Source organism: uncultured Granulicatella sp., assembly GCF_963516875.1.
Lineage (GTDB): Bacteria > Bacillota > Bacilli > Lactobacillales > Aerococcaceae > Granulicatella.
In genome coordinates, this window is record NZ_CAUQCL010000002.1 from 69,081 (window position 1) to 85,255 (window position 16,175).

At 33.3% G+C, this 16,175-nt stretch carries 7 protein-coding genes; 6 read left to right on the plus strand and 1 reads right to left on the minus strand.

From position 1 onward, the window contains the following. Positions 1-121: 121 nt before the first annotated feature. Both RWM24_RS01200 and tkt read left to right on the plus strand, forming a co-directional pair. On the plus strand, positions 122-370 hold the full coding sequence (locus tag RWM24_RS01200) for a DUF896 family protein (protein WP_314110784.1): 249 nt from the start codon (positions 122-124) through the stop codon (positions 368-370). Between the two features lie 57 nt (positions 371-427). After that, a complete protein-coding gene (gene tkt, locus RWM24_RS01205) occupies positions 428-2,425 on the plus strand; it encodes a transketolase (protein WP_314110786.1) in 1,998 nt (665 codons plus the stop codon). A gap of 314 nt (positions 2,426-2,739) precedes the next feature. On the opposite strand, the gene RWM24_RS01210 is transcribed toward tkt, so the two are convergent. After that, positions 2,740-4,473 (minus strand): IS1634 family transposase, encoded by a 1,734-nt coding sequence (locus RWM24_RS01210; RefSeq protein ID WP_314110788.1) that lies wholly within the window; start codon positions 4,471-4,473, stop codon positions 2,740-2,742. Positions 4,474-4,800: 327 nt separating this feature from the next. On the opposite strand from RWM24_RS01210, the gene RWM24_RS01215 reads away from it, so the two are divergent. The 4 genes from RWM24_RS01215 (at position 4,801) to RWM24_RS01230 (ending at position 16,162) form a co-directional block, all read left to right on the plus strand. Beyond that, positions 4,801-13,164: a CshA/CshB family fibrillar adhesin-related protein gene (locus RWM24_RS01215; RefSeq protein ID WP_314110790.1), complete on the plus strand. Its 8,364-nt coding sequence runs from the start codon at positions 4,801-4,803 to the stop codon at positions 13,162-13,164. A 189-nt stretch (positions 13,165-13,353) separates the two neighbouring features. Then, positions 13,354-14,802, plus strand: coding sequence for an LCP family protein (locus RWM24_RS01220; protein WP_314110791.1), 1,449 nt, complete (start codon positions 13,354-13,356; stop codon positions 14,800-14,802). Between the two features lies 1 nt (position 14,803). After that, positions 14,804-15,535 (plus strand): CpsB/CapC family capsule biosynthesis tyrosine phosphatase, encoded by a 732-nt coding sequence (locus RWM24_RS01225; protein WP_314110793.1) that lies wholly within the window; start codon positions 14,804-14,806, stop codon positions 15,533-15,535. 45 nt (positions 15,536-15,580) lie between these two features. Next, positions 15,581-16,162: a sugar transferase gene (locus RWM24_RS01230; RefSeq protein ID WP_314110795.1), complete on the plus strand. Its 582-nt coding sequence runs from the start codon at positions 15,581-15,583 to the stop codon at positions 16,160-16,162. The last annotated feature ends 13 nt before the right edge of the window (positions 16,163-16,175 follow it).

Below are 16,175 nucleotides of genomic sequence, written 5' to 3' on the forward strand. Positions count from 1 at the left end.
CTTATAATAGCATATAATTTTGCTCAAATCAAACAAATGTTCGCATCTTCTATTATTTTCTTTTTGGTTAAATAATGGTATGATAAAAGGGTATTGTAGAATTTGAGAAAGGAAGGCTGAAATGTTAGATCCTAAGAAAATTGAGAGAATTAACGAATTAGCACGTAAGAAGAAAACTGTTGGTTTAACTTCATTAGAACAAGAGGAACAACAGGCATTACGGCAAGAATATTTAGAAGCATTTCGTGGTGGTATGAGAAATCATATCGAAGGATTAAAGATTATGGATGAGCAAGGAAACGATGTAACTCCAGAAAAATTAAAACAAATTCAAAGAGAAAAAGGATTACATCATCGTAACGAAGAATAAGTCTTTAATATTTTAGGTAATAAATTTATAAATCATTATTTGAATAGGAGTGTTTTTATGTTTGATAAAGTAGATCAGTTAGCAGTAGATACGATTCGTACAATGAGTGTGGATGCCATTCAAGCCGCAAATTCTGGACATCCAGGTTTACCAATTGGTGCTGCACCAATGGCTTATGTATTATGGTCAAAATATTTAAAAGTAAATCCAAAACAATCAAAATGGGTCGATCGTGATCGCTTTGTATTATCAGGTGGACATGGTTCAGCACTTTTATATTCATTATTACATCTTTCGGGTTATCAAGTAACGATTGAAGATGTTAAGAACTTCCGTCAATTTAATAGTAAAACTCCAGGGCACCCTGAATTTAGACATACTGATGGGGTGGAAGCAACAACTGGACCTTTAGGGCAAGGCTTTGCAAATGGTGTTGGAATGGCAATGGCTGAAGCGCATTTAGCAGCTACTTATAACCGTGAAGGATTCCCAATTGTGGATCACCATACTTATGTAATGTGTGGAGATGGGGACTTAATGGAAGGTATTTCTTATGAAGCAAGTTCTCTAGCTGGTACTTTAAAATTAAACAAATTAATTGTCTTATATGATTCAAATGACATTACTTTAGATGGCGAATTAACAAAATCATTTAATGAAAGCGTGAAGGATCGATTCATCGCTCAAGGATGGAATTATATTCGTGTTGAAGATGGAAATGACTTAGATGAAATCGCAGAAGCGATAGAAGAAGCACAGGGTGAAACTGAAAAACCAACTTTAATTGAAGTGAAAACGATTATTGGATATGGTGCTCCAAACCAAGGAACAAATAAAGTTCATGGTGCTCCATTAGGAGAAGAAGGCATTAAAATCATGAAGCAAAATTATGGCTGGGAATATGCTCCATTTGAAGTTCCAGAAGAAGTTGCTCATCGTTTTGATAAATTATTAGTGCAAACAGGTGAACACGATTATCAAGAATGGCAAGAATTATTTGAAGCATATCGTAAAGAATACCCAGAATTAGCAAAACAATTTGAAGATGCTTTTTCTGGAGAAATTGCAGCAGATTGGAAAGAAATCTTACCAAAATATGAATTTAATGGTCCTGCAAAAGCTTCTCGTGTTACAAGTCAAGAAGTGATTCAAGAATTAGGAAAACATATTCCATCATTCTGGGGTGGTTCTGCAGATTTATCTTCTTCAAATAATACAATGAATAAAGCAGATACTGATTTTGAATCTAGTAATTATGCTGGACGTAATATTTGGTTTGGTGTACGTGAATTTTCAATGGGTGCTGCATTAAATGGTATTTTATTACATGGTGGTACAAGAGGATATATTGGTACATTCTTTGTATTTGCAGACTATGTTAAACCAGCAATGAGGGTAGCTGCATTATCTAAATTACCAACCATTTATGTTTACACACATGATTCTATTGCTGTTGGAGAAGATGGTCCAACTCATGAACCGATTGAGCAATTAGCAGGATTCCGTGCAACTCCAAATACAAATGTCTTCAGACCAGCAGATGGAAATGAAGTAGCCGCAGCATGGAAAACAGCTTTAGAAGATACTACTAGACCATCATTATTAGTTTTATCAAGACAAAATCTTCCAGTATTAGAACATTCATTGGAATTGGCTTTTGATGGAGTAGATAAAGGTGCATATGTTGTGAGCCCGCAAGAAGGTGAAGTTCCACAAGGAATTCTTATCGCAACTGGTTCTGAAGTGAATTTAGCAGTAGAAGCTCAAAAAGTATTACGAGAAACAGGACATGACGTTTCAGTAGTTTCAATGCCAGCGATGAACCGTTTCGAAGAACAATCAAAAGAATATCAAGAAGCAGTATTACCAAGTTCAGTTCGCAAGCGTGTTGCCATTGAAATGGGAGCAAGCTTAGGATGGCATCGTTATGTAGGATTCGATGGAGAATTAGTAACGATTGATAAATTCGGTGCATCTGGTAATGGAAATACTGTAATGAAAGAATATGGATTTACAGTTGAAAATGTAGTAGCAACTTATTTATCATTAATTTAATTTGAAAAAATAATGGATACCGACTTCAAGAATGAGAGATACTCTCAGTTACTTGAGTCGGTATTTTTGTGTTAAAAAATAACTATATTATTTTGGGCTGAATACATAATAATGTTAAACGTAAATTTAGAGAATTAATTCCTAAAAGTTTATAAAAACAAAAGTTTAAGGAATCAATTCCCTAAACTTGAATAGGATAATGCTTAAGTGTATATTCCGGAGTTTGACACTTTACAGAAGTCAAAAGGCTCCTAAACGTTGATTTGACAATGTTTTAGGAGCCTTATTTTTGTTTTGAAAAATGCGTACTTTTTCTATTGCTTAGTAAATTTAAAAATATTTTTCATATTTTTTTCGCTAATGATTTCAAAATCAGTCTCAATTTGAAAAACGTCACGAAGTTTATCGGTAATTTTATTTCTAGAAAACGTAGGAACATAGCCTATTCCATAATGATGATTGAAATTAAACTCTCTGAGTGTTTTAAGAATTTGAGGACAAGTAAATTGATGTTCTAATTTATGCTCTAATACTCGGTAAAGCGTTAATGCCAAGAAACATGTCATAAAGTGAGCTTCAATGCGATCTTTGCGGCTAAGATAAACCGGTCTAGACTTAAATTCACTTTTCATAATCCGGAAACTTTCTTCAATTTCCCATCTTCTTTGACCAACACGAATAATATTTTCAATATCATCATCTAAGTTAGTAGAAACTGCATAAATACCATCATATAACATTTCAGCTGCAATTTTTTCTTCATCAAGTGAGTATTGTTTTCTTTCTGCCAATTCACCATCATCCGTAACATTTTGTTCCTTCACTAATCGTTTAAAATCAGTGGAACGTTTTTTATCGAATTCTGAAGGCGATTCTAATTTGTGTAGTGCTCTTTGAATATGGCGCTCTCTAATACTTCTTTGATAATCACGATATTTTAATGAGAAAGTGACAATCAATCGTTGATGTGGAATATCTTTTTCTGGAAATTCGCAAACTTTATAGAACGTTTGTTGTTTTAAAGTCATATCATCAGATTTTTTAATTTCAGAAATAGAATATTGAGTATGATCATTACTACCAACCATAGACCATTGAGTGTCCGATAAAGCCCATTCCTTGTACTCTTTTGATAATTTTTTAATTGATTGAGTCGTTACATATCCTCTTTGAGCAATGGTGTTATATCGTTTATTAGCTTTAGAAGATAATCCAGCATCTGTACAAACAATGAATTTAGAATGCTGAAAATCATTAATAATCTTTTTCTCTAAAGGTTTTATCGTTGTTTGTTCATTTGTATTACCAGGATGAATACAAAAGGCAAGAGGAATACCAGAAGCGTCCATAAATAAGCCCATTTCAACAATCGGATTGGGACGATTTTCTTTTGAACAACCATATTTACGAATCCCATCCGAATCTTCCTCTTCGATTTCAAAATAAAAATTTGTACAGTCATAATAAAGAATACCTTTTTGACGGTCGAGAGCTTTAAGAGAATTTTGGTATAAATTCGATTGGATAAAATCAGATTCTTTGGCAATCACTTCAAGAGAACGATAAAAATGTTGAAGATCAAACTCTTTTTCTACTAGTAAATATTTAGAAAAGTCAACAGTTGATTTCTTAGAAGAAGGAGAGAGAATACGCCCATAAACTAAACGAGACAAAATATCATTCAAAGGGAAAGTAATTTTATATTTTGATTGAATTTCTTTAGCAATTTTATGAAGACCTAATTCATAGTAAGTTTTTTGTAGAAATAAGTATCCACCGAAGAATTCTCTTTGTTGATACAATTTAAGACGTTTTTTAGGATTAAGGGCTAATAAAATATCTTGATGTTCATTTTTTTCAAGTTCTGTCAGTTCAAGAGCACGTTGTTTAGCCCAAGTCATTGGATCCATATCAGGATGTTCTTTTAATAATTTTTCGTGATTACCAAGATTTTCAACAATAGTTGTTGAACGTTTTCCTTCGACTAAAATATCCTTGATAATAGCGTAATTAATAGAGTTTTTAGACACTGATTTTTTCACTCTCATTTTGGTCACCTCAAGAATTTCATACAACAGTACGAGAAGGTACGCAATATAAAAGTTCGAAAAATTGACAAAAAAATACGATAATACCAACTCCCGAATTTAACTTATCGTGAACTGGTAAGGTAGATGGATAGCGGATATTATGAACGACTACTATATAGATTTGTTATTCTATCATAGAGGATTATCCTGCATGGTTGCTTTTGAACTTAAAATTGAAGGATAATTCACGAAAATTAATTTTTTATATATTAAAGTCGTAATATTTGACAAAAAATGCGGGGGGGGGGTAGAATTAGGTTTACTAATTTTATTTTGAGGTGAACAATGTTAGGTAAAAATAATCAATTTATGAATCAAAAAAAATCTGGTAGAAAATTTGAAAAATATTCTATCAAAAAATTAAAAGTCGGAGCTGCTAGTGTACTAGTCGGAGCTGGCTTCTTTTTAGGCTTCCATGTTGAAGCTAGTGAAATTAATGAACCGATAACAAATGAAGTTGTTAGTACGTCACTAAAGGGTCAAAAAGAAAAGGTAAGTGAAGCTCCAAAGGAAGTTGTAGCAAATGAAGAGAAAATGAATCAAGCAACTCTATCTGTTGACAATGAATTAGTAGAAGAAAAAAATACTAATGTTACAATGGAAAAAGCAACTTCATTAGAAGAACAACCAACTAATGAAAAGAAAACTACAGTTGAAACAAGTCAGTTATTAGATAAAATGATAGCTTTACAAGAACAAGTAGATCGTATCCGTTTAAATGAAAAACAAAAATCACAAATTGAACAAGCTGAAAAATTAATCGAGGAAGCAAAAAAATTACAAGCTTCAATTACAGCTAATCAACAAGAAGTAGATGCTAAAGCAAAACAAATTAGCTCATTAACTTCTATTTTAAAGTCAATCAAAGCTGAAGAAACAGTAAAAGAAAATAAAAATCAAGATAGCCGTAATGGTAAGAAAATGGAAGAAGGAGTAGGCTTCAGAACAGGTACAGAAACTAATGGAGCTACAACTTCTACAACTTCTACAAGTACTGGAATTGGTGCGGATGTTGTAGATGCAACAGCTAAACCTTATAATCCTAATGTTGTTAGATCAGATTATACAAATGCGGAAACTTCAGCAGGAATGTTAAATCAAGTAAGTTGGTTAGATTTTAGTAATTTAGCAGATTGGCAAAATGTTAAAACATTACCAGATGGTAGTATGGCATTAAAAGAAGGTTCAGTTTATACAAAAGAAATCATGAAAGATTACTTTATTAAAATTACTGTAAAATCATTAAAACCATTCCAAGCAACAGAAATTTATAAAAATCGTATGGAAGCAGCTGGTGCAACAGAAGAAGAAAAAGCAACTTATGATCCAACTGCCCGAAATTGGTACATGAAAAATCGAGGTGTAGGTGCTGGGGACTTTAATGAAGAAGTAAACATTATCGCAAAAGCAATGGATCGATGGACAGAGATTAAAAAAGCAGGTGTTGATACTGGTACTAGAAAAACGACGATTAAAGCAGAAAAAGTTGCTTATAGCATAGGGGCACAGTTTGAAATATCGGGGATTTATAGAGGAAAACCAGTACGACCAGCAGTTGTAATGACAGATGGTGAATCAGCTAATCCAGGGGAGTCAGTAATCTTTACAACAAACGGAACGGGTTGGCAATTAATTTCTGAAATAAGACAAAACCGTGGGGATGCAAGACATTATTCTCCAGTAGATGTGGGAAATAGAGATTATCGTACTTATGCCGAGCGATATGGAAATGCTAGTTTAACTAACCATCTTGATTTGATGCAACATGGAGTGGATGAAAAGAAAGGGTACGGACCAGACAATAAAAGAATTGCATACAAATATTTATCAAGTCCAGACCAAGAAACAGGTGGTTTAGGTTCAGGAGTATTTGGACCAGTCACCAATGCTGGACCGAACTCAACACCTGTTATAATGACAAAAGATGCAACAGAAGTTGGTATGTATATCGTATCTGATGGACATCAGGCTGCTATGATTGGGTTTGTACCAGTTGATTCAGGAGATGCACCAGCAACATATGGAGAGGCAACTCATACTATAACTACGATTAGTAGTTTTGATGGAAGCGAAGTGAAGCAACCATATTTAGGAAGCGTGCGCCCAGATATGGATATGGGAAATGAAAAAAATTGGCTTGGGGATGATACAAAAGAAGAAGCTGATGAAGGTATCGATCAAATTTTACCGGATAATTTAAAAGGTCAAACAAATCAAGTCATTAAGATGAACAGAGAACGTCAAGGTTCTTATACATTGCAAGTTCAAGCTCATACTGGAGGAGCTCCTGAAGCTCATATTTACGGTTGGATTGACTTTAACCACAATGGTACATTCGAAGAAAATGAACGTTCTGATTTAGCAACAATTACTAAAGATGGTCCTGTAACATTACAATTTAATAATAATAATGCAGTAGATGATCCATCATTAGTGGAATTAGGAACAAGGGTACGTATTTCTACTAGTTCAAAAGCAATTGAGCAACCAACTGGTATTGCTGGAACAGGGGAAGTTGAAGACTTTAAAACTCAAATCACACACCCACCTGTTGGGGAAAAGAAAACAACTGAAGGTCTTGTAAAAGAAACGCAAAGAGAATCGATTCATTTTACAGCACGTGGTAAAACTTCATATGACTTCAATACTGATACATCAATCGATACGAATACACCACCGGTATATATTGATAATAAGACAGGTCAAGAGATTACATTATCAGCTGATGGAACATACACTGTAGCTGGTCAAGGAACTTATAAATTTATTGTCGCTGACAATAAAATAGATGTAAATGTAGAATTTACTCCAGCTGATGGATTTGTAGGTGAAGCTCATGGTATTACACTTCGTAGACAAGATACTAATGGAGCTACAACAGACTGGATTTCTAAAGATACAGCTGCAACACCAGTTGTTAATGATGTAAGACAATCGATGGATGGACTATATATTCCTAAAGTTACAGTTCCAACTTCAGTAAACGCAACTCCAGTTAATGCTGATAGTCAAAATTTACAGGGTCTACCACAAAAAGGTAAACCAACGTTTAATGTAGAATCTGCCAAAGAAGCAGTGACAGCTTCTGCTAAACATCCAGCTAAATTAGTGGATCCAAGAACAAATATAGTTACAGAATTAACAACAGTAGATGCATTTGAACAAGGGACAACTAATAAAATTGGTACGTATACAATTGTACCTGAAACAGGAGAAGTTACATTTACACCAAATAAAGATTTCAAAGGAATTCCGGCACCAGCAACGATTTCTGCTGATGTAGAATTAACTCATGACAAGGATGGTAATGTAACGACTAAAACGTTAACAGCTACTTATACACCAACAATTATTCCGGTGACACCAACAGCTGAAGCTTCAAGAACAAGTGGAGTAGTAGGTAAACCACAAACTTCTCCTATCAAGTTAGATACAGAAGAAACTGGAGATGACAAAGGTAAGACAGTGAACTTTAATAAGGGTACTCAAATAGGACCAAATGGAGAACATGTTGAACTAAATCCAGATACACTAACATTATTAGATGGAGAAAATGAAGTAACAAGTGTTACAACAGCTGATGGTAAGTATGAGTTAGACAAAGCTAACAAGACCATTACATTTACTCCGAATGCAACTTTCACAGGTGAAGCTAAACCTGTTAGCGTTCGAATTAAAGATGCGAATGGTACGAAAGTAGATACTACTTACACTCCAACAGTTACAGATGTAACAATGGAAGGTACTCCTAAGGAGACAGAAGCACCACAAGGACAAACACAAACAGGAACACCAGAATTTACAGTATCTAGTACAGATGTTCGTATTACAGGATATAAATTAATCAATCCGACAACGAATACACCAGTAGATGATGAAGAAATTGATGTTCCAAATCAAGGAACATATAGAATTGATAAAACAACTGGGACAGTTAAGTTTATTCCAAAAGCAGGATTCACAGGACCAGCGGATGGAATTAATGTACAAGCAGTGACAGATGTTGGAAAGACACATGAAGCGAAGTACACACCAACGGTAAATCCGTTTGTTATCATTGCTGTAAGTCAAGAGTCTAAAAATATCCAAGGTGTACCACAAGAAGGAACTCCAATATTTACAATTCCAGAAGGTGTAACAAATGCATCAATTACAAGTCGTAAACTAGTTGATCCATCAGATAACACACCAAAAGATTCTGTAACAGTAGAAGGAAAAGGAACATTCGTTATTGATGAAACTGGAAAAGTAACTTTCACACCAGTACCAAGCTACACAGGTGAAGTTCCAGCCATTGAAGTAGAAGCAACAGTAACTGTGACAAACGAGAAGAATGAACCAGCTACAATTACTTCAAAAGCAACATACAAACCAGAAATCGTTCCAGTAGAGTTAGGTAAAACACCAGCAACTTCAACAAACTTACAAGGTTTAGAACAAAAAGGAACACCAACATTCACTGGAAGCACAGTAGAAGTAAATGGTGAACAAAAAGAAGTAACGATTAAAGAAAATAGTTATATACTTGTAAAAGATGGAGCTGAAGTAACAACAACTCCTGCATACAAAAAAGGAACAACTGAAGAAATTGGTACGTACACAATTGATCCAGCAACTGGAGAAGTAACACTTACACCAACAGATAAAACTTATACAGGTGAAGTAGAACCAGCAGTTGTACAAGCAACAGGATCTAATAACGTAAAAGTACAAACAACGTACACACCAACAATCACTCCGGTGACACCAACAGCTGAAAAATCTAAAACAAGTGATGTACAAGGAAAAGTACAAACATCACCAATCAAGTTAGATACAGAAGAAACTGGAGACGATAAAGGTAAGACAGTTAACTTTGATAAAGGAACTCAAACAGGACCAAAAGGAGAACGTGTTGAGTTAAACCCAGAAACATTAACATTGTTAAATGAAGCAGGGGCAGAAGTAGATAGCGTAACAACTCCTCAAGGTACGTATGCGTTAGACAAAGCGAACAAAACAATTTCATTCACTCCAAATAAAGACTTTGTAGGAACAGCAACACCAGTTAAAGTTCAAATCAAAGACATGAATGGAACAAAAGTTGAAACAACATACACTCCAACAGTTATAGATGTAACAATGGAAGGTACTCCTAAGGAGACAGAAGCGCCTCAAGGTAAGACACAAACTGGAAAACCAGAATTCACAATTTCAAGTCCAGATGTACGTATTACAGGATATAAATTAATCAATCCAACAACGAATACACCAGTAGATGATGAAGAAATTGATGTACCAGAACAAGGAACCTATAGAATTGATAAAACAACTGGTCAAGTAACATTCGTTCCAAAAGCAGGATATACAGGAACAGCTGATGGAATTAAAGTTCAAGCAACAGATGAAAACGGAGAAACAAAAGATGCGAAGTACACACCAAAAGTAACACCATTAACAGTAACTCCAGAAAATAAAACATCTAAAAATATCCAAGGTGTACCACAAGAAGGAACACCAACATTTACAATTCCAGAAGGTGTAACAAATGCATCAATTACAAGTCGTAAACTAGTTGATCCAACAGATAACACACCAAAAGACTCAGTAACAGTAGAAGGAAAAGGAACATTCGTTATTGATGAAACTGGAAAAGTAACCTTCACACCAGTACCAAGCTACACAGGTGAAGTACCAGCGATTGAAGTAGAAGCAACAGTAACTGTGACAAACGAGAAGAATGAACCAGCTACAATTACTTCAAAAGCAACATACAAACCAGAAATCGTTCCAGTAAAACCAACTGCAGAAGCATCAACAACAAGTGATGTACAAGGTAAACCACAAACTTCATTAATCGTACTAGATACAGAAGAAACTGCAGACGATAAAGGTAAAACTGTTAACTTCAATAAGGGAATTGAACAAGGACCTAAAGGGGAAAGAACAGAATTAAATCTAGATACATTAACATTATTAAATGAAGCTGGAGAAGAGGTAACTAGCGTAACAACTCCTCAAGGTAAGTATGAATTGGATAAAGCCAATAAAACTATTACATTTACTCCAAATAAAGACTTCGCAGGAGAAGCTACACCAGTTAAAGTTCAAATTAAAGATGTAAATGGAACAAAAGTTGAGACAACTTACACTCCAACAGTTATTGAAGTAACACCAACAGGTAAAGATTCAGCAACTTCAGGACCACAAGGAATTGCTCAAACATCACCAATCGTATTCAATCAAAAAGATGAAGCTGATAATACAACAGTAAACTTTGAAACAGGTCATGAAAGAGTTGAATTAAAACAAGATACATTAACATTAGTGAATGAAAATGGTGAAAAAGTTACAACAATTACTGTACCAGAAGTTGGAACATATGAATTGAAAGATGGTGCGATTACATTTACACCAGTTAAGACATTCAAAGGAACAGCTGAAGGAGTAACTGTTCAAGTTGAAGATGAGAATGGTAAAGTTGTTACTAAGAAATATGTACCTACAGTTATACCAGTAACACCAGAAGGTGAAAATGCTGAAACTGAAGGACCAAAAGCACAACCACAAACATCAACAATCGTGTTTGATAAGAAAGACGAAGATACAACAACAGTAAACTTCAACAAAGGTCATGAATCAGTAGCATTAGATCCAACAACGACAACATTAGTTGGAAAAGATGGAAACCCTACAACAGAAGTAAAAGTTCCAGGTGAAGGTACGTATACATTAGCGAATAATGTGATTACATTTACACCAGAACCAGACTTCGCAGGAAAAGCTACAGGCGTATCTGTACAAGTGAAAGATGCAAATGGAACAGTAGTAACGAAGACTTACACACCAACAGTTCGACCAGTTACAACATTTGTAGATGAATCTGGAACTCCTATCACAGCTGATAAGAGTAATAGTCCAGTTATCCATGAAGAAGACGGAATAAAACCTAAAAAAGATATTTATGGATATAAATTTATTCGTGTTGAACTTGATAATAAAGGAAATACGAAACATATTTATGAACCTGCAAAAGGTGAAAGTGTTAAAGTAAGTTACGTATCAACTACAGGAGAAGTATTGAAAGATTCACAAACAGTACAACCAAAAGATACATTAGTTGGAACTACTTATGATGCTTCAACAGAAACTATTAAGTCTGAACGTATTGAAAAAGATGGTAAAGTATATCTATTGAAAGAAACAAAAGCTGGTTCAGCTTCTGAAAAAGGTAAAGTAAGTGATAAAGAACAAACAATTACTTATGTATATGAAGAAGTCAAAGAATCAGAACCAAAACGTAATTACGGAAGTGTAGTAGTCCTTTATACTGATCAATTTGGACGTCCAATTTCAGGTATTACTGATACAGGTAAAGAAGTAGGAAATACAGTATTGGATACATCAAATGCCCCGTTAAATACTAAATACGATACAACTGACAATAAACCACAAACAATTACTACAAAAGATGGTAAGGTTTATACACTGAAGAAAGTTACGAAAAACTCTGATGCTGAACAATCAGGTGTTAAAGGTAGAACTTCTGTTGTAACTTATGTTTATGAAATGTTGAATAATACAGAAGAATTACCAGAAGCACACGTTGGAATAGTATTAGTGAATTATCAAGATGAAGATGGTAACTTAATCTCAGGAAAAACTCCAGAAGGAAAAGATGTTCCAAATGTAGTAGTAGATACTGATGCAACATTAGTTGGTGAAAAATATGACACAACTGACAATAAATCTACAGTTATTATTGCTGAAAATGGAGATGTATATGAACTTGTAAAAACTTCAGATACTTCAGTTGAAAAAGGTGAAGTTGTCGAAGGTGCTACAATTGTCGACTATGTATACCGTAAAGTTGAAACGAAATTCGTTGATGAAAATGGTAAAGAGATTAAATCATCAGAAAAAGGAACAAAATCTAAAGAAGAAATCTCAGAATACGTGTTCAAAGAAACGAAGAAAGATGAAAAAGGGAATACAATCCATGTATATCGTCAAGTCGTAACAAGTTATGTCGATGAAAATGGTAAAGAGATCAAATCATCAGAAAAAGGAACAAAATCTAAAGAAGAAATTTCAGGATATGTGTTCAAAGAAACGAAGAAAGATGAAAAAGGAAATACAATCCATGTATATACTAAGAAATCTTCTTCAACAGTTTTAATACCTAATACTGAAAATGGTCAAACAACTATTTGGAAAGATGTAGACGGAAATATTATCAAAACACAAGAAAATGGTAAGAAAGAACACTCTGTAATTAATGGATATGTGTATGATCATTCTGAAGAAGATAAAGATGGAAATACTACTCATATTTATCGCAAAGTAAATTCAACTACTTCTGAAGTGAATGAAAAACAAACTTCATATGTAGATGAAAATGGTAAGGCTGTTCAAACAACAAAACAAGGTCAACATCCTCAAGATAAGATTGCAGGATACGAATTTGTTCGTACAGAAACAGATGCAAATGGCAATGTACGTCACGTATATCGTCAAGTATCTCAATCGCCAGCAACAGTAGAACAACGTAAGAATGAATTACCAAATACTGGTACTGGAGAAGAAATAACAATCTTTGGAGCTGCAGCAGCTTCAATTCTTGCAGGACTAGGAATTGTAATGCCTGGTAAGAAAAAAGAAGAAGAGTAATATTTTTTCTAAAACTAAGTATTTGTATTGTTTTATTTCAAAGACAGATTAATCAATCAAGACACTAAGGGAGCTCTCCGAATCATTCGGAGGGCTTTTTTAGTACAAATAGAAAAAAATAGTTATCAAATATTGGAATATTCCATTCTGTTGTTTTATAATAGAATTTAATAATAATGGAGGTGTCATGTGAAAAAACATTCTAAAAAGAAATATCTTAGTAAAACAAAACAAAGATTTCAGATAGGATTGTTAGTTACTTATATAATTTTATCGATTATCTTATTAGTATTCATATTTAGTTATAAAATATTGGCATTCCGTTATTTAAATATTTTAGTAACACTATTATTAGTATTTGTTGCAAGTTTTAGTATTAGAAATTTCTATTTTTCAAAAAAATCAAAGAAAAATACACGTATTTTACTAATAATTTTTAATGTGTTAAATCTTATTGCAATTTTTTCAATTTATCAATTTGTTGAATTTGCAAACCAGATAAATGAATCAGCAACGACTTCAAGTTACTCGATGAGTGTTGCAGTATTAGCAGATAGTCCTATTAATGAAATTAATCAACTAAAGAAGGTCACTGCTCCAATTGATATTGACGAAGAGAATATTTTAAAATTTGTAGATGAGATTAAAATAAAGCAAAATAAAATCATAGAACTTGAAAAAATCAGCTCCTACTTAGATGCATATAATAGTTTGATTGCTGGGAAAACAGAAGCAATTGTACTCAATGAAGCTTTTGAAAAAATTATTGAAACAGAGCATCCTGATTACTTATCAAAGATTAAAAAATTATATGTTAAAAAATTAACGAAAAAAGTTAAAGGTCCTAAAATGAATAAAGGAGATAGCTTTAATATTTATGTTAGTGGGATTGATACCTATGGTTCAATTAATGAAGTTTCTCGATCAGATGTGAATATTATTTTAACAGTTAATACTAAAACGAAAAAAGTACTAATTACTACTACTCCAAGGGATTCTTATGTTCCAATAGCGATTGGAGGTAATAATCAAAAGGATAAATTGACTCATGCTGGAATTTATGGGGTAGATGCTTCTATTAAAACATTAGAAAATCTTTATAATATTGATCTTAATTATTATGTACGATTGAATTTTACTTCGTTTCTAAAATTAATTGATTATTTGGGTGGAATTGATGTCGATAATGATAAAGCTTTTACGGCAGAACATAATGGTCAATATTATGCTGCTGGGAGAATTCATTTAAATGCTGATCAAGCATTAGGATTTGTTCGTGAACGTTATGCACTAACGGATGGAGACCGTGATAGAGGACGAAATCAGCAAAAAGTAATTACTGCTATTATACGTAAATTAACATCTACTGAAGCGTTATCGAATTTTAGCGGAATTATGCAAGGAATACAAGATTCTATTCAAACGAATATGCCTTTTGTAACGATGATGAATCTTGTGAATAGTCAATTAGAAACAGGTGGCTTATATAGTGTGGAATCCATTGATTTAACGGGCGTTGGTCGAATGGATTTACCTTCATATGCGATGCCGAATAGTCAGTTGTATATGATGGAAATTGATGAAAATAAGTTACAATCGATTAAAGATGCCATGAAGGCTATCATGGAGGGAAGATAATATGATTGATCTTCATTCGCATATTATTTTTGGTGTGGACGATGGACCAAAAACATTAGAAGAAAGTGAACAGCTTTTAATAGAGGCGTATCATCAAGGTGTACGAACTATTGTTGCTACATCACATCGTAGAATAGGGATGTTTGAAACTCCTGAAGAAAAAATTCAAATAAACTTTCGACAAGTAAAAGAACTTGCAAAAGATATTTCACCAGACTTAACAATTCTATATGGAGCAGAACTCTATTATTCAAATGAAATGCTTGATAAATTAAAAAATGGAGAAGTTCCATGTATCAATGAAACATCTTATGTACTAATTGAGTTTAGTAGGAGTACATCCTTTTGGGAGATTAGAAATGCTTTGAAAAATCTATTAATGTTAGGATTAATACCAATTATCGCACATATAGAACGTTATCAAGCACTTGAAAATAATGAAAAATATTTGAAAGAGATCATTTCTATGGGATGTTATACCCAAGTGAATAGTTCGAATATATTAAAGCCAAAATTTTTCAATGATAAAAATGGATTTTTAAAAAAACGAGCAAAGTATTTCCTAGAAAGGGATTTGGTACATTTTATAGCTAGTGATATGCATAATCTCTCAAAGAGACCTCCGTATATGAAAGAAGCATATGAGATTATCTCAAAAAAATATGGAGAAAAAAAAGCAAAAGAATTATTCGTGGATAATCCGTTTAGAATTATTCAAAATCAGTTGATTTAGTGTTAAAATAGTTGGGTAAATTACATTAATATAGAAGAGGATAGTATGAATATATACAGAGGATTTAAAAGATTAACAGATTTCTTTTTGAGTATAGTTTTATTAATACCTGCTATACCGATTTGTTTAATAAGTGCAATTTTCATTATTTTAGAGACAAATGGAAATCCATTGTATGTCCAAGAAAGAGTAGGATTAAATGGAGATAAGTTTAAAATCTATAAATTGCGTTCCATGTATTCTGATGCTGAAAAAGATGGACACAAATGGGCTGAAAAAGAAGATTCTCGAATTACGAAGGTAGGTTCTATTATTCGTAAAACTCGAATTGATGAATTACCACAATTAATTAATATTATTAAAGGAGAAATGGCCATTATTGGTCCTCGTCCAGAAAGACCTGAATTTATTGAGGAATTTTTAAAAGAAATTCCAGATTTCAATGATCGATTAGCTGTTAAACCAGGTATTACTGGATGGGCTCAAGTAAATGGTGGTTATGAATTATCACCGAAAGAAAAATTAAAATACGATCAATATTATATTGAACATGAGAATTTCAAATTAGATATATTAATTTTATTTAAAACAATAAAGGTTGTATTTACGGGTGAAGGTTCTAGATAATAGAATGAAAGGA